The following is a 16,241-nucleotide window of genomic DNA, read 5'->3' as shown; positions in this document are numbered from 1 at the left end:
GGGCATCTCCTTCGATTTACAGTGCGTAACTGCGCAGTACGCCCTTGCTGATGATTGTCTTCTGAATCTCGCTGGTGCCTTCGCCGATGAGGAGGAACGGTGCCTCACGCATGAGCCGCTCGATCTCGTACTCCTTCGAGTAGCCGTAGCCGCCGTGGATACGGAAACTGGCCTGGGTGACCTCCGAGCAGTACTCGCTGGTGAGGTACTTGGCCATCCCGGCGGCCACGTCGTTGCGTTCGCCGGAATCCTTCAGCCGTGCAGCGTTGACCATCATCAGATGCGCCGCTTCGACTTTCGTCGCCATCTCGGCGAGGCTGAACGCGATCGCCTGGTGTTCGGCGATCGGCTTACCGAACGTGCTGCGCTGCTGCGCATACCGGGCAGCCAGCTCGAAGGCCCGGATCGCCACACCGCATGCGCGGGCGGACACGTTGACCCGCCCGACCTCGATCCCGTCCATCATCTGGAAGAACCCTCGACCCGGTGTGCCACCGAGGATGTCACCGGCCGCGGCGGAATAATTGTCGAACAAGAGCTCGGTGGTGTCTATGCCCTTGTACCCCATTTTGTCGATCTTCCCGGGGATGGTGATGCCGGGGACGACCTCGCCGAATCCGGCGGGCTTCTCGATCAGGAAGGCGGTGAGATTCTCGTGCTTCTTGGCGGCACCTTCCTCGGTGCGTACCAGCGCGGCGACGAGGGTGGAGCTGCCGCCGTTGGTCAGCCACATCTTCTGACCGTTGATGACGTAGTTCCCGTCGGCGCTCAGCTTGGCCTTCGTGCGGATGGCGGCGACGTCGGAGCCGAGTTCCGGCTCGGACATCGAGAACGCCCCACGAACCTCACCCGTGGCCATCCGCGGCAGGTAGTACTCCTTCTGGGCATCGGTGCCGTGTTGACGCAGCATGTAGGCGACGATGAAGTGAGTGTTGATCACACCCGAGACGCTCATCCATCCGCGCGCGAGTTCCTCGACGCACAGCGCGTAGGTGAGCAGGGATTCGCCGAGACCGCCGTACTCCTCCGGGATCATCAACCCGAACAGGCCCATGTCGCGCATCTTGTCGACGATCGCCTGCGGGTAGGTGTCGGAATGCTCGAGTTCCTGTGCGACCGGGATGATGTCGCGATCGACGAAGGTACGCACGGTGTCGATGATCTCGGTCTGGAACTCGGTGAGGCCGAGAGTCTGGGCGAGGCGGCTCATGGGGGTCCTTCGGAAACCGTTGTACCAAGTATCGGAGTGCGGAACCGGCGGCGCGGAAGAGCGCCTCGGTAGCCGCGAGGTCAGGTTTCAGCTTGCCCGACGTTCCGTAGAACCGGCTAGAGGACTTCGGCTATCGGATGGATAGCGCACTCCAATACATCTCACAAAAGTGTGTTGACCTGCGGGGACCCCGACTCATAGGTAGTGGCAGCCGGTGCGTTCGCCGAGTGCGTCTTGCTCGTGTGGGTCCGCAACCGTTGAATGGGCTTGACGCTGTGACCTGCACCACCCATTCTCCGAAGGGATCACCACGTGACCCACTCCACCGCCTCCCTCGATGAACCCGTCGAGATCGGCGCCGAGTCCCGCCACCGTGCGTGGGGCTTGACGGCGCTGCTCGTGCTGCTCTACGTCGTCAACTATGCCGACAAGGCCGTACTCGGCATCATCGCCCAACCGCTCGCCCAGGAGCTCGGGCTGAGCTCCTCCCAGATCGGCCTGGTCGGAAGCTTGTTCTTCCTGACGTTCACGATCGGCGGGTTCTTTGCCGGGGTCCTCAACCGCTGGATGTCGTTGCGATGGGCCCTCGTCCTGCTCGCGCTGGCCTGGTCGGTAGCCATGCTGCCGCTCGTCGTCGCCGCGAGCTTCGTGGTGCTACTCGGCAGCCGCCTGCTTCTCGGGCTCGCCGAGGGACCGAGCTCGGCGCTGCTGCATACCGGGGCCTATTCGTGGCACGCGCCCGCCAAACGCGGACTGCCCAGCGCGCTGCTGGCCGGCGCCGCGTCCATCGCGAAAATCGCAGTGGCTCCGGCGCTCGCCTTCGTCACCGTCACCTTCGGCTGGCGCTTCGCCCTGATCGCGCTGTCGGTGATCGGAGTCGTGTGGTGTGTCATCTGGCTTACCGTGTGGTCCGAGGGCCCGTACATCCGCAGCGGCAAGGCTGCGACCACCACTGACACTGACACTGACGCGGGTGAGCCTGCAGTCCCGTGGAGTCGTATCTTCCGGACCCGCACGTTCATCAGCGGGGCCCTGCTCGTCATGAGCGTGTACGCGCTGGTCGCGGTGGTTCTCACGTGGTTGCCCTCGTACTTCGAGGTAGGTCTCGGCTACAGCCGCTTGCAGGCCGGGTCCATGTTCGCCTTCCCGAGTATCGCGGGACTGATCTTGATGCTCCTTTCGTCCGTGATCGGTGACCGCCTCCTCGTACGCGGCTCGACGTCCCGTATGGTGCGGGTCATCGTTCCCGCTGTCGGGGTCCTCATCTGCGGCGCGATCCTTCTTGCCCTACCGTCCATCGATACTCCCGCCCTGGCCGTGCTCGTGGTGTCGGTCGGGTACGGTTTCGCCGCCTCGGTGTTCCCGCTGCTCAACTCCGCGATCTCGGAGATCTGCCCGCCGCGTCAGACGGCCGGCACGCTCGGGGTGTTCCTCGCGATCATGGCGGTCGGCGGCCTCGTCGCCCCGTATGCGACCGGCCTGATCGTCGACGCCGCCAGTACACCCGCCGCGGGCTATGCGACCGCGTTCCAAGCACTCGGTCTGGTCGCCGCGGTGTGTGCCGTCCTCGCGTTGGTGCTGGCGAACCCGGAACGCGACCAGAAGTTGGTTCGAGGCGACAGTGTGAGGAGCACACGATGAACGACGCAGTAATTGTCGACGCAGTCCGCACGCCCATCGGCAGGCGCGGTGGTGCCCTCTCCGGAGTTCATCCGGCCAACTTGTCGGCACACGTGCTCGAGTCGCTCGTTGCGCGCACCGGCCTCGACCCGGACGTCGTCGGTGACGTCGTCTGGGGCTGCGTCAGCCAGACGGGGGAGCAGGCAGGCAATGTCGCCCGCACCGCGGTTCTCGCCGCCGGCTGGCCCGAGAAGGTCCCCGGCACCACGCTCACCCGGGCGTGTGGATCGAGCCAGCAGGCGGTGAGTTTCGCCGCCGCGACCGTGATCGCCGGCCACGAGGACGTCGTCGTCGCGGGCGGTGTCGAATCGATGAGCCGCGTTCCGATGGGCAGCGCCAGCAAGAACGGCGAGCACTTTCCGGCCGCCGTTCTCGACCGGTACGGCGTCGACGGTTTCAGCCAGGGCACCGGCGCGGAAATGGTGGCGTCGAAATGGGGACTGACCCGTCGGGTGCTCGACGAGTACGCCCTCCGCTCCCACGAGCTCGCGGCGCGTGCCGTCGACCGCGGCGCGTTCGACGGACAACTCGCACCGATACCGGGCGTTCTCGAGGGTGACGAGGGGATCCGGCGGAATGGTTCACTCGAGTCCCTCGCCAAGCTGAAGGCCGTGTTCCAGGACGACGGCGTGATCCATGCGGGCAATTCCTCCCAGATCTCCGACGGCGCCGGGGCACTGTTGATCACGACGAGCGAGAAGGCTGCGCAGCTGGGACTGCGACCGATGGCCCGCATCCACACCAGCGCCGTGGTCGGTGACGACCCCGTCATCATGCTCACCGGTCCCATCGCCGCGACGGAGAAGGCCCTCTCGCGGGCGGGACTGACGATCGACGACATCGGCGCTTTCGAGGTCAACGAGGCGTTCGCCCCGGTTCCGCTGGCCTGGCAGGCGGAGACCGGTGCCGCGATGGACCGGTTGAACCCGCTCGGCGGCGCCATCGCAGTCGGTCACCCGCTCGGCGGATCGGGGGCGATTCTGATGACCCGGCTCGTCCATCACATGCGCGACAACGGCATCCGCTACGGACTGCAGACCATGTGTGAGGCAGGCGGACTCGCCAATGCCACCATTCTCGAACTTCTCTGAACAACAATTTCCCGAAGGGAACACGTAGGCAATGGAACTCAAAGGCATCTCCACCGCGGTGACCGGCGGCGCGTCGGGACTCGGCCTCGCCACCGCACGCCGTCTGGTGGACGCCGGAGCGCAGGTGACGCTCATCGACCTTCCGAACTCCGATGGTGAGGCGACGGCGAAAGAGCTCGGCAGCGCAGCTCAATTCGCCGCCGCCGACATCACCGACCCCGAACAGTTCTCGGCGGCCCTCGACGTCGCCGACGACCGCGGTGGCCTGCGCGGTATCGTGCACTGCGCCGGAGCCGGGCGCCGGATGCGCATTCTGGACAACGACGGAAAGGCCGGTTCGCTCGAGGACTTCGAGTTCGTGATCCGGCTCAACCTCGTCGGCTCCTTCAATGCTCTGCGGTTGGGAGCGGAACGGATCGCCCGCCACGACGAGATCGACGGCGAACGCGGTGCGATCGTGCTGACCGCGTCCGTGGCAGCGTTCGAAGGCCAGATCGGTCAGATCAACTACACGGCCTCGAAGGCGGGAATCGTGGGAATGACCGTCACGGCCGCACGGGATCTCGCCAGCAGAAACATCCGGGTATGCACAATCGCCCCGGGAATCATGGACACCCCGCTCCTCGCACGGCTGCGCGACGACGTCCGTGCGTCACTGGAGAAGTCCGTACCCAATCCCTCGCGGCTGGGCAAGCCCAGTGAGTTCGGCCAACTCGCCTGCTCCATCCTCGAGAACGGCTACCTCAACGGCGAGACCATCCGCCTGGACGGTGCCATCCGCATGGCACCCCGCTGACGAATGAGGACCGAAGTGAACGTGCCGACACTGCACTATCCGGAACTGACGATGGCGGCGTTCCCGTCCAGCATGGCTGCCCTGTACGGAGACCGGGCCGCCGTGGTCGACGGCGACACGGTGTGCACCTATCGTGAACTCGACGAGAGGTCGGGCGCTTTCTCGTCCGCGCTGCGGGACGCGGGCGTGACCGAGCGTGACGTGGTGCTCTTGCACCTCGGCAACTGCATCGAGTTCGTGGTGGCGTATTACGGCGCGCTGCGGGCCGGCGCGACCGTCACACTGGTCAACCCGTTGCAACCCGTGCCCGGACTCCGCACACAGATCGTGGACACGGGTGCGGTCGCGGCCGTCACCCAGCCCGGACAACTGGACACCCTCACCGAGGCTTCGGACGGCACCACCGTCCGCACGATCGTGGTGGCGGGACTGCCCGCCGGGCGAGGTCGCGGTCAGTTCGGGTTCGACGAGTTCGTCCGCGGGTACGCCACCGCATCGTTCACGACGAAGGTCACGGGCGACGACGTGGCCCACCTCGCCTACACGGGCGGTACCACCGGGCTGTCGAAAGGTGTTCGGGTACTGCACCGCAACGTCCTCGCGAACGTGATCCAGATGATCGCCTGGCGTGCGGGACACGAGGTACACGCCACTGCTGACGGCGGGATCGAGTTGCGGCCCCTCGTGGGACTGGAGGGGCGCGGTGTGGTGCCCGGGGCCGGGGCGACCGTCGTCGTGTCACCGCTGTTCCATGCCCACGCCTTGATCAACATGTCGTTCCTGCTGTTGTGCGGGGCGACCCAGGTGTTCGCCGGACGGTTCGAACCGGGACGGATGCTCGAACTGATCGAGAAGCACAGGGCCACCTACATCACGGGAAGCCCGGCAATGTGGCATGCCGTCGCCACTCATCCCGACGCCGCGATTCGGGACACCGATTCGGTGCGGGTCGTCTCCTCCGGTGCGGCGCCGATCGACCACGTCACGCTCGAGGCACTCGGCCGCGCGTTCCCCTCGGCGAGCGTGGTCGAGGGTTACGGGTTGACGGAGGGCACCTGTCTCGTCGCATCCGCACCGCTGACCGGTGCCGATGCATACAAGCTCGGGAGCGTGGGACTGCCGGTGTTCGACACCGAAGTGCAGATCCGTGCCGCCGACGATTCCGGAGACGTACTCGACGCCAACGCGCGCGGAAAGCTGTGGGTCCGCGGGCCGCAGGTCACCGACGGTTACTTGAATCAGCCCGAGATCACCGCGCAGCAGTACGTCGACGGCTGGCTCGATACCGGCGACATCGCCTACGTCGACGAGGACGGATACCTGTTCATCTGCGACCGCACCAAGGACATGCTGATCTACAAGGGCTACAACGTGTATCCCCGCGAGCTCGAAGAAATCCTGGTCTCGCACCCGGACATATCCTCGGCTGCCGTCGTCGGCAGAGAGGCCGGCAGCGTCGGTCAGGAGCCGGTGGCGTTCGTCGTGCCGATGCCGGGCGCGACGGTCGATCCGGATGCGGTGTCCGCGTTCGTGGCCGCGCGGGTACTGCCGTACAAGAAGGTGCGTGACGTGGTGGTCGTCGAGCAGTTGCCGACGTCGGCTGCGGGAAAGATTCTCAAGACCACCCTGCGTGAATTCCTCGACACCGCAGCGAAATAGAGGCTCGCGCCAACAACCAGAAAAGGACATCCATGGAACTGCTCGCCAACCGCACCGCCGTCGTCACCGGAGGCGCTCAGGGTATCGGCTTCGAAATTGCCCGGACCTTCGTCGAGGCCGGCGCCCGGGTGGTGATCGGTGACCTCGACCTCGACGCCGCCACGGCAGCGGCCGACAAGCTCGGCGGCGCGGACGTTGCCCACGCCGTCCGGTGCAACGTGGTGCACTCCGAGCAGGTGGACGAACTGCTGGGCGCAGCGGTCGACCGCTTCGGCTCGCTCGACGTAATGGTCAACAACGCCGGCATCACCCGCGACGCGACCATGCGCACCATGACCGAGAACGACTTCGACCTGGTCATCGACGTGCATCTGAAGGGCACCTGGAACGGGACGCGGAAGGCGGCCGCCATCATGCGGGAGGCCAAGCGCGGCGCCATCGTCAACATCTCCTCGCTGTCCGGCAAGGTCGGCATGGTGGGGCAGACGAACTACTCGGCGGCCAAGGCGGGCATCGTCGGTCTCAGCAAGGCTGCGGCCAAGGAACTTGCCCACCACGGTGTCCGTGTCAATGCGATCGCGCCGGGACTGATCCGGTCGGCCATGACCGAGGCCATGCCGCAGAAGGCGTGGGACCAGAAGATGAGCGAGATCCCGATGGGACGTGCTGGCGAGGCCGGCGAGGTCGCGAACGTCGCACTGTTCCTCGCCTCCGACCTCTCGTCGTACATGACCGGCACGGTCCTCGAAGTCACCGGTGGACGCTTCATGTGACCGCGCACCGACCCCTCCTGACATTTCCCCGAAAGGCCATGATGCGCGAAGTTGTCATCTGCGAACCCGTCCGCACTCCCATCGGACGATACGGCGGCATGTTCCAATCCCTCACCGCCGTCGATCTGGGCGTTGCTGCCCTGAAGGGGCTACTCGAGCGCACGGGCGTCGATCCGTCCGACATCGAGGACGTCGTCCTCGGCCACTGCAACGCCAACAGTGAGGCTCCCGCGATCGGCCGGGTGGTGGCCCTGGATGCGGGTCTGCCGATCACCGTGCCCGGCATGCACATCGACCGTCGGTGTGGATCCGGTCTTCAGGCCGTCATCCAGGCGGCTATGCAAGTGGCGGCCGGTGACAACGACCTCGTGGTGGCCGGGGGCACCGAATCGATGAGCAACGCGTCCTTCTACTCCACCGACATGCGGTGGGGTGGAGCACGATCGGGTGTGCAGATGCACGACAGTCTCGTGCGTGCCCGGTCCACCGCGGGCGGCCGTTTCTACCCGGTGCCCGGGGGAATGATCGAGACGGCGGAAAACCTCCGTCGCGAATACGGGATCTCACGCAGCGAGCAGGACGAGCTCGCGGTGTCGTCACACACCAGGGCCGTCACGGCGCAGAAGAACGGCATCCTCGCCGAGGAGATCGTCCCCGTGACCGTCCGCAGCCGCGGCGGTGAGCAGGTGATCGACACCGATGAGCATCCTCGTCCCGACATCTCGCTGGAATCGCTGGCAGCCCTGACGCCGATCCTGGTGAAGTCCGATCCGGAGTCCACCGTCACCGCGGGCAACGCCAGCGGACAGAACGATGCTGCAGCAATGTGCCTCGTCACCACTGCTCCGACCGCGGAACGTCTCGGTCTGCGACCGCTCGTGCGGGTGGTGTCTTGGGGCGCAGCAGGTGTCGCACCGAAGATCATGGGCATCGGGCCGGTGCCGGCCACCGAGGTCGCGCTGCGCAAGGCGGGGCTCGCCCTCTCGGACATCGACCTGATCGAACTCAACGAGGCATTCGCGGCGCAAGCGCTGGCCGTGATGCGCGAATGGGGTTTCGGCGCAGCAGATCTGGATCGCACCAATGTCCACGGTTCCGGGATCTCCCTCGGTCACCCTGTCGGTGCGACGGGTGTGCGCATGCTCGCGAGCTTGGCACGGGAACTCGATCGCCGCGAAGCGCGGTACGGGCTCGAGACGATGTGCATCGGTGGAGGGCAGGGCCTGGCGGCAGTGTTCGAACGAGTGGCGTAGGGGGCTACTCGCCCGCTGCGGTGGCGGCACGCGCGCGAACCAGTTCGACGAACGCGTGTCCTACCGGGGAAAGCGTGTCCGGATCGAAAGCGATCCCGAATCTTCGGGCAAACTTCGGCTCCACCTCGCGGACGATCGCGCGGTCCCGGGCCGATTCCGCGATCGACCTCTCCACGAGGGTGCCGCCGATACCGGCCAGTACCAACGGAAGTCGCGCTTCGCGATGATCGGACAACACCGCCAGGGGCGGCCGAGCCCCGGCGTGGCGGATCGCTTCCTCGATCTCGTCGGCGAGGGAGGGGCCCCGAGGCACGAACACCATGGGCACCTTGGGCAGCGCGGACAGGGGCACCGGTCCGTGCGGTACGTCGGTGCCTGCCGGATAGACGAGCCAGTACTCCTGCTCGCCGAGTTCCACCACGTCGAGGCCGTTCCCGTCGAGGGGTAGATGCGCGACGACGAATTCGCAGTGCCCGTCCTCGATCAGGGAGGCGGCCTGTGCTTCGACCTTCAGCTCACCGAAGCGCACCGTCACTTTCGGGTAGGCCCGGCGGAATTCGGTGACCAGGTCGACGAGCGGGCCGAGCGCCAGGGCGGGAAACGCCATCACGTCGAGCCGGCCTGCGAGTTCGCCGTCGGAGGTGGCCAGCAAATCCTCGACGGCGGTAACGTCGCGCAGGATCTGGCGGCCCGGGCCCACCATGCTTCGTCCGGCCGCGCTGAGAACCATGCCCCGGCCGATGCGATGAAACAGTTGCACACCCAGTTCCCGTTCGAGCCCCCGCAGCGCCTGGGAGATGGTCGGCTGGGCGACGCCCAGGGATGCGGCGGCACCGCCTATGCCCTCGTGCTCGACCACGGCGAGGAAATACTCGACCTGACGTAACTCCATGTGCTCAGCCTCTCGCCGACGTGTCGTGTGCACTGGAGACGAACGCTGCGGCCGCAGGCGAACACGGTCCGGAGCGCTGCACCAGGCCGACGGGCCGGGTCAACCGGGGTGACAGCGACCGGATCGTCACACCGCGCAGTTCTTGCTCGGCGACCACGCGGGGCAGGACGGTCGCACCCGCCCCTCGCTGAACCAGGTTCCAGGTGGCGCTCGGATGCGCGCAGTCGACGACGACGGTGTCCGTGTTTTCTCCGAGGAGTTCGGAGATCAGCGCCGCATCACTCTTGTCACCCAAATCCTGGATCAGCGGGACGTCGCGCAGGGCCGACCGGGGTACCGGGTCGGGAAGGGCGGCCGCGAGCTCGTCCGGCACGGCAAGCACCAACTCCTGCTCACCGATCGGGACCGACAGCAGCGCACTGTGATCCACGGACAGGTCGATCACCCCGAGCTCCGCCTCACCGCGCCGCAATGCCCCGAGGACACCGGTGGGACCGTCGCTGTCGATGATGCGGACCGTGATCCGGGGGTACTGCCGGCGGAACCGGCGGACCAGTCCGACGATCGGGTCGATCGAGAACGCCGAGTACGTGACCACGTCGACCCGGCCGGATTCGAGTTCACGGACCGCCGCCACCTTGGCCTTGGCACGTTCGACATCGGTGAGGATTCGCCGCGCCGCCACGTCCAGTGTCCGGCCCGCCTCGGTCAGCTCCAGCCGACGCCCCGTGCGATCGAACAGGGTCACCCCGAGCCGACGTTCGAGAGTGCGAATGGCCTGCGACAGCGACGGCTGAGAGATGTACAGAGACTGCGCCGCCCTGGTGATCCCGCCGTGATCGACTACCGCGACGAAATAGGTGACGAGATGCAGGTCCACCCGGTCATCGTACGGAAGCCGTGGTCGCGCCCGGCACCACCCAGTCGCCGGTGAACGCGGGAGGGCGTTTCAGCGCGAACGCCCGGAAGGCGTCCGGTGCATCGGTCGCGAAGTTGACGGCTTGCGCTCGCGCCTCGTTCTCCAGCGCCTCCCGCAGCGACGAGGACGACCCCTGTTCGAGGAGCCGGGCGGATTGCGTCACCGCGACCGGGGGTCCGGCGGCGAGTCGGCGCGCGAGGTCCTGCGTGACGGTCTCCAGTTCGGACGGCTCCGCCAACACCGATACGAGACCGAGAGCGTGGGCCTCGGCGGCGTCGACCATCTCGGCAAGCATCACCAGGCGTTTGGCCTGGTGTAGTCCCACGAGCCGGGGAAGCACCCACGACCCGCCGAAGTCGACCGACAGTCCCCGTTTGGCGAAGATCTGACTGAATTTCGCGGTGGTGGAGGCCACCACGAGGTCGCACAGCAGGGCGAGGTTCCACCCGGCGCCCACCGCGTACCCCTCCACCTGGGCGATCACCGGCTTCGGGAATTCGGCAAGTGTCGCGGCGACGGAGTTGATCGTCCGCATCCGGTCGAGAGGATGTTGCGCAGTCCGTCGTTCGACGTCGGCGCCTGTGCAGAAGTTGCCGCCGGCACCGGTGACGACTACGGCCCGTATGTGGCGATCCGCTTCGAGCCCACGCAGAGCGTTCCCGAACTCGGCGAAGGCGTCCAGGGTCAGCGCGTTCATGCGGTCGGGCCGATCGAGTGTCACGGTGGCCACTGCGCCGTCGCGGGTCACGGATACCACGTCCTCGCTCATCGGCCGGACCACACGGGTGAGCGCTTCTCGGCGAACGCGCGCGCACCTTCCTGCGCGTCCTCGGATGCGAACACCGAGTCGAGGTACTGCCGCTGCGCGGCGAACGCGTCGGGGTCGGTGTATCGGGCAGACATCGCGACTACCTGTTTGGTGGCCCGGACCGCGAGGGGACCGTTGGCGGCGACGCGGGCGGCCAGCGCGCGTGCGGTGGCGAGTGCGTCGCCGGGTTCGGTGAGGTGGTTGACGAGGCCGTGCGCGTGGGCCGCTTCTGCCGTGAGCGGGTCGCCGGTGATCGCCATCTCCATGGCGATCGGGTAGGGCAGTACCTTGGGTAGCCGCAGCAAACCGCCTGCGGCTGCGGCTAATCCGCGCTTCACCTCGGGAAGCCCGAACTTGGCGTCCCGCGCCGCGACGATGAGGTCGGCCGACAATGCCAGCTCACATCCGCCGGCCAGTGCCCATCCCTCCACCGCGGCGACGAGTGGCTTCGTCGGCGGCGCCTCGGTGAGCCCACCGAAACCCCGCCCCGGCAGTGACGGGCGCTCCCCGCGGGTGAAGGCCTTCAAATCCATACCCGCGCAGAACGTTCCACCCGCGCCGGTGAGGATTGCGATGGTGAGGTCGGGCCGCGCTTCGAACTCGTCGACGGCCGCGGCGAGGGCCTTTGCGACCTCGAGGTCGACGGCGTTCCTCGCCTCCGGCCGGTTCAGGGTGATGACGGCGACGCCGTCGGCGAAATCGGTGAGAACCACGCTCATGAGGTGTCCTTCTCTGGTTTCGGGGCGGTGGGGATCGGGAGTGTCCAGCGTTCCGGGTTGCCACCGAGCGAGCGGATGTGCCCGCGGTCGGCGAGTACCAGCAGGTGGGCATGCGTCTCACGGACAGCGAGGCGCAAGAGACGTTCGGACATGGAGTCGAACGGGCGCGACCACGCGATGTGAGCCGAGATCTCCCACGCAGTCGACTCCGGGCGGGCGTGGAGGGCGGCCACGATCTCAGCGAACCGCTCCTCGTGGTGACTCATCAGCTGCTGCGCCCGATCGGCGATGCCGCGGAAGCGGTACTCGTGGGCCGGGAGCACCAGGCCGTCCGGCATGGTCGTGGTGGCGTGCAGTGAGAGCAGGTAGCGGTGCAGCGGGTTGTCCAGCTCGCCGGGAACAGTGGAGATGTTCGGGCTGATGCGGGGAAGCATGTGGTCGCCGCTGAACAACACACCGTGGGTTTCGTCCACGAAGGTCAGATGGCCGGGGGTGTGCCCCGGCGTCCACACCGCCCGCAGGTCCCAGCCGGGCAGATTCAGCGGGCTGCCGTCGTCGAGCACCACGTCGACGGTCTCGCCCGGCCCGAATCGAACCAGATCGACACGGGCCGCGGCGCGAACCCCGGCAGGGGCACCGAGCCGATCGAGCTGGATTTCCCACGTCCGTTCGTCGGCGGTGTCGTCGCCCGCGGTGCGGTGGCCGAGCAGTGCGGCATCTGCAGCGTGCATCGCGAGGGTGGCGCCGCTGATGTCCCGCAACCGCGGTGCGAGACCGAAGTGGTCGGGATGCAAATGGGTGACGGCGGCGTACCGGACATCGGTGACGCGGTGCCCCGTCTCCGCGATGCCGCGGCAAAGGGCCAGCCACGACTCCTCGGAGTCCCAACCGACGTCGATCAGCGCGAGACCGTCGGGCAGGGCAAGGGCGTAGATCAGCACGTAGCGCAACGGGTTCCGGGGCATCGGCACCGGGATCGACCAGAGTCCGGGACGCACGGTCTCGACCGGTGGCAGCACCCCGCGGGCCCAGGCCTCGCGCTGGACGTTTCCGACGTCTTCGGTGACGATCACGACGACACCACCTCCGACCCTCCCAGTTCGTCGCGCAGCCTCCGTTTGAGAACCTTGCCGCCGGCGTTGCGTGGTAGCGCGGTCACGAAATGGATGTGTCTCGGTTTCTTGTAGGACGCGAGCCGCCCCGCGCTGAAGGCGACGAGTTCGGCGGCGGTCGGGAGGGCGCCCTCGGCCACGCGGATCACCGCGGTGACGGCCTCACCCCACGTCCGGTCCGGGACACCGATCACGGCGACCTCTGCCACAGCGGGATGTTCGGCCAGCACCGATTCGACCTCGATCGGATAGACGTTCTCACCGCCGGTGATGATCATGTCCTTCACCCGGTCGGTGACATACAGATACCCGTCGTCATCGAGATGCCCGGTGTCGCCGGTCCGCAAGAAGCCGTCGGGAGTGAAGAGTTGCGCTGTCTCGTCGGGACGCCGCCAATAGCCGGCGACGTTGTTGCGGGAGCGGCAGACAATCTCCCCGGACACCCCGGCCGGCAGGTCCGCACCGGTCGCGACGTCGCGGATCGCCACCTCGACGCCGGGCATGGGTTTGCCCGCGGATCGCAACAGGTACGTACGGTCACCGGCCGGATCGTGGTCCTCGGCGGTGAGCGCACTGACCGATCCCGTCGTCTCTGTCATCCCGTACCGCTGCACGAATGCGCAGCCGAGCCGGTCGATGGCGCGGCGCAACAGGGCGGGAGTGACCGGCGCGGAGCCGTACGCGATCAGTTGAAGACTGGACAGGTCGCGATCGCCGAGGCCGCGCAGGTCCAGCAGCATCTGGATCGCCGAAGGAACAAGGAACGCATGCGTGATGCGGTGTCGTTCGACGAGATCGGCCACGTGGCGAGCGTCGAACGCGCCGAGGAGAACGACGTGCACTCCCGCGGACAGACAGGTACTGAGCCACCCGGCGCCGGCGATGTGGAACAACGGCAGGGCGTCGAGGGCCACCGAGTCGGCGCGCCACCGGTAGATTGCGAGGGCCTTGGGCTCGTTGTGGATATTGCGGTGCGTCGCGACCACACCCTTGGGTGCGCCGGTGGTGCCCGACGTATACAACTGCAGCAATTCCGCGTCCGGATCATCGCCCAGCCTCGGATCGGTGTCGCTGCCCGAAGCGGCGAGCCGATCCCACGTCCACGCCTCGGGCAGGATTTCCTCCGACGCGCGGTCGACGAGCACGACGACCAGACCGGGAAGCGCTTCGCGTACCGCTTCGGCCGTCTCGGCGAACTCGGCCTCGACGATCAGCACCTCGAGGGCCGCGTCGACCGCGATCGTTGCCGCCTCGGCGGCGGGGAGGCGCCAGTTCAGCGGCACGAACACGAGCTCGGCCTTGGCCGCGGCAACGAAGCATTCGGCGCCCTCGAGACGCATTCGCAGCAACGCCCCGACGCGCGCACCGCGACCGGAGGCCAACGCCGACAACGCTGTTGCGATGCGAGTGGTCCGCTGGTCGAATTCCGCGTTCGTCAGGGTCGTGTTCCCCCACGTCACCGCGGGCGAGTCGGGGCGTTCGGCGGCATGGTGCCGGACGCGCTGGGGAAGATGCAGCCCGCTCACAAATGCCCTCCTCGAAGATCGATCCACACCGCCGACTGCCCGGTGCCCGTGTCCCGTCAGTCGACCACCGCATCGCGCCGGAGACAAAGACACAGAACCGTACGGACACTTAGCGATCGCCTATGTATGCGGAACTCCGCGTGGTCAGGCCGTTTGTAGACTGGCTGGGTGGCTACCACTCCTGCGCTGAACCCCGCGGACGTTCAGCGTGCTGCGGCGGCGCTGCACAGCCCGGACATCGAGGGGTGGGCCAACCGCTTCGAACTCTTGTCGGACGGCAACCGCCTCCGGTTGCTGCTGTGCCTACACCACGCGCCGGGCATCTGTGTCGGCGACCTCGCGGCAGCGCTGGAGATGAGCGGTACCGCCGTCTCACACGCATTACGACTGCTGCGCCACCAGGGGTGGGTGTCGGCCAGACGCGACGGCCGCTCGATGCGCTATCGGCTCTCCGATGACACCGTGCACCAGTTGCTGCATGCCATCGGGGCCACGCACTATCACGATCACCCGGCATCGGAATCGGAACGGTGATGTCCTGCATGGAAGACGACCCCGGAACTCTGCCACTCGACGGGATCACCGTCGTTGCACTCGAGCAAGCTGTGGCCGCCCCGATCGCCACCCGGCATCTGGCGGACATGGGCGCCCGCGTGATCAAGGTGGAGCGCGTCGGCGAGGGTGACTTCGCTCGTAACTACGACGACGCCGTATTCGGCGAGGCCTCACACTTCGTTTGGTTGAACCGAGGGAAGGAATCGTTCTGCGTCGACCTCAAATCCGAGGAGGGGCGCGACGCCGTCCTGAGATTGATCGCGGGGGCCGACGTGTTCGTGCAGAATCTGGCGCCCGATGCAGCGAGCAGGCTGGGTTTCGGGACGGAGGCGTTGCGCGCGGAGCACGCCGAGTTGATCGTGGCGAACATGTCAGGTTACGGGACGGCGGGGCCGAGGCGTGAACGCAAGGCGTACGACATGCTGGTGCAGGCCGAAACCGGGATGATCTCCGTGACCGGGACTCCCGAGACGGCCACCAAAACCGGAGTGCCAGTGTCCGACATCGCGGCGGGAATGTACGCGCTGACGTCGATATTGAGTGCGTTGTTCCGCCGCGAACGAACCGGAGTGGGCGCACAGATCGACGTGTCGATGTTCGACGCGACCACGGAATGGTTGGGTCATCCGATGTACATGAAAATGTACGCCGACCGGCAGATCCCTCGTGCCGGCCTGGGACACGCCGCGATCGTGCCCTACGACGCGTACCCCACCCGCGACGGCAACATTCTGATCGGCGTCCAGAACGATCGGGGGTGGCGGCAGTTGGTCACCGAGGTCTTCAGCCGACCCGAACTCGCCGAGCATCCCCGATATGCGACCAATATGCTGCGCGTCCAGCATCGCGCTGAGGTGGATGCCCTCGTCGCCGAGGAGACGAAGAAATTCACTCTCGCGGCCCTCGATCAGGCCCTTGCGGATGCGGGAATTCCGGCGGCAGAGATGAACGATATGGGCGGATTGATCGATCATCCGCAGTTGAAGGAACGCGACCGCTGGCGCCAGGTCGGCAGCGAGGTGGGCCAGATCAGCGCCGTGCTGCCCCCGATGACGTTCGCCGACGTGGAGATGCGGATGGGTGACATTCCTGCTCTCGGCGAACACACCGATCGCATTCTGGGCGAGCTGGGGTGTTCTGCTGCGGACATAGCAGCGATGCGGGCAGCGGGCGTCGTCGGCTGACGTGGTAGAGCCTCCGAGTCCCTGGCTCTCGACTGACGCCGCTAATTATCCCGGCGAGCAAAGT

The 16,241-nt window shown here is 66.9% G+C and carries 15 protein-coding genes; 8 read left to right on the top strand and 7 right to left on the bottom strand.

The annotated features are described in order from the left end of the window. Window positions 1-16 precede the first annotated feature (16 nt). Window positions 17-1,210 carry an acyl-CoA dehydrogenase family protein gene (locus NOF53_RS24025; RefSeq protein WP_255973526.1) on the bottom strand — a complete coding sequence of 398 codons (1,194 nt, stop codon included), beginning with the start codon at window positions 1,208-1,210 and terminating at the stop codon, window positions 17-19. 312 nt (window positions 1,211-1,522) lie between these two features. On the opposite strand from NOF53_RS24025, the gene NOF53_RS24020 reads away from it, so the two are divergent. The 6 genes from NOF53_RS24020 to NOF53_RS23995 are packed head-to-tail and all read left to right on the top strand — an operon-like array spanning window position 1,523 to window position 8,462. Continuing rightward, on the top strand, window positions 1,523-2,851 hold the full coding sequence (locus NOF53_RS24020) for an MFS transporter (RefSeq protein WP_255973523.1): 1,329 nt from the start codon (window positions 1,523-1,525) through the stop codon (window positions 2,849-2,851). After that, window positions 2,848-3,981, top strand: coding sequence for a thiolase family protein (locus NOF53_RS24015; protein ID WP_255973521.1), 1,134 nt, complete (start codon window positions 2,848-2,850; stop codon window positions 3,979-3,981). The genes NOF53_RS24020 and NOF53_RS24015 overlap by 4 nt, the downstream gene beginning before the upstream one ends. 31 nt (window positions 3,982-4,012) lie before the next feature. Continuing rightward, window positions 4,013-4,777 (top strand): SDR family NAD(P)-dependent oxidoreductase, encoded by a 765-nt coding sequence (locus NOF53_RS24010; protein ID WP_255973518.1) that lies wholly within the window; start codon window positions 4,013-4,015, stop codon window positions 4,775-4,777. 3 nt (window positions 4,778-4,780) lie between these two features. Then, complete coding sequence (locus NOF53_RS24005; RefSeq protein ID WP_255973516.1) at window positions 4,781-6,436, top strand: class I adenylate-forming enzyme family protein; 1,656 nt, start codon at window positions 4,781-4,783, stop codon at window positions 6,434-6,436. A gap of 32 nt (window positions 6,437-6,468) precedes the next feature. Beyond that, window positions 6,469-7,209, top strand: coding sequence for a 3-oxoacyl-ACP reductase FabG (gene fabG, locus NOF53_RS24000; protein WP_255973514.1), 741 nt, complete (start codon window positions 6,469-6,471; stop codon window positions 7,207-7,209). 41 nt (window positions 7,210-7,250) lie between these two features. Next, on the top strand, window positions 7,251-8,462 hold the full coding sequence (locus tag NOF53_RS23995) for an acetyl-CoA C-acetyltransferase (RefSeq protein ID WP_255973616.1): 1,212 nt from the start codon (window positions 7,251-7,253) through the stop codon (window positions 8,460-8,462). A gap of 4 nt (window positions 8,463-8,466) precedes the next feature. Here NOF53_RS23995 and NOF53_RS23990 read toward each other — a convergent pair whose 3' ends face one another. Genes NOF53_RS23990 through NOF53_RS23965 form a run of 6 tightly spaced genes read right to left on the bottom strand, consistent with a single transcriptional unit; the run spans window position 8,467 to window position 14,438 of the window. Continuing rightward, window positions 8,467-9,354 carry a LysR family transcriptional regulator gene (locus tag NOF53_RS23990; RefSeq protein WP_255973512.1) on the bottom strand — a complete coding sequence of 296 codons (888 nt, stop codon included), beginning with the start codon at window positions 9,352-9,354 and terminating at the stop codon, window positions 8,467-8,469. 4 nt (window positions 9,355-9,358) lie between these two features. Continuing rightward, window positions 9,359-10,234, bottom strand: a complete 876-nt coding sequence (locus NOF53_RS23985) for a LysR family transcriptional regulator (RefSeq protein WP_255973510.1) — start codon at window positions 10,232-10,234, stop codon at window positions 9,359-9,361. A 4-nt stretch (window positions 10,235-10,238) separates the two neighbouring features. Beyond that, window positions 10,239-11,042, bottom strand: coding sequence for an enoyl-CoA hydratase/isomerase family protein (locus NOF53_RS23980; RefSeq protein WP_255973508.1), 804 nt, complete (start codon window positions 11,040-11,042; stop codon window positions 10,239-10,241). Next, entirely contained in the window at window positions 11,039-11,800 is a 762-nt protein-coding gene (locus NOF53_RS23975) for a crotonase/enoyl-CoA hydratase family protein (protein ID WP_255973506.1), read from the bottom strand. The genes NOF53_RS23980 and NOF53_RS23975 overlap by 4 nt, the downstream gene beginning before the upstream one ends. Beyond that, on the bottom strand, window positions 11,797-12,873 hold the full coding sequence (locus NOF53_RS23970; RefSeq protein ID WP_255973504.1) for an MBL fold metallo-hydrolase: 1,077 nt from the start codon (window positions 12,871-12,873) through the stop codon (window positions 11,797-11,799). Before NOF53_RS23970 ends, NOF53_RS23975 begins: the two co-directional genes overlap by 4 nt. Beyond that, window positions 12,870-14,438: a long-chain-fatty-acid--CoA ligase gene (locus NOF53_RS23965; protein ID WP_255973502.1), complete on the bottom strand. Its 1,569-nt coding sequence runs from the start codon at window positions 14,436-14,438 to the stop codon at window positions 12,870-12,872. The genes NOF53_RS23970 and NOF53_RS23965 overlap by 4 nt, the downstream gene beginning before the upstream one ends. Before the next feature lie 168 nt (window positions 14,439-14,606). Here NOF53_RS23965 and NOF53_RS23960 point away from each other — a divergent pair, with 168 nt between their 5' ends. Together NOF53_RS23960 and NOF53_RS23955 are read left to right on the top strand one after the other, a co-directional pair. Next, a complete protein-coding gene (locus NOF53_RS23960) occupies window positions 14,607-14,972 on the top strand; it encodes an ArsR/SmtB family transcription factor (RefSeq protein ID WP_255973499.1) in 366 nt (121 codons plus the stop codon). Window positions 14,973-14,980: 8 nt separating this feature from the next. After that, window positions 14,981-16,177 (top strand): CaiB/BaiF CoA transferase family protein, encoded by a 1,197-nt coding sequence (locus tag NOF53_RS23955; RefSeq protein WP_255973496.1) that lies wholly within the window; start codon window positions 14,981-14,983, stop codon window positions 16,175-16,177. The last annotated feature ends 64 nt before the right edge of the window (window positions 16,178-16,241 follow it).

It is taken from the genome of Rhodococcus tibetensis, from assembly GCF_024438035.1.
Taxonomy (GTDB): domain Bacteria; phylum Actinomycetota; class Actinomycetes; order Mycobacteriales; family Mycobacteriaceae; genus Rhodococcus_F; species Rhodococcus_F tibetensis.
The sequence above is the reverse complement of the archived record's forward strand: the minus strand, read 5'-3'. Positions and strand labels throughout refer to the sequence as shown.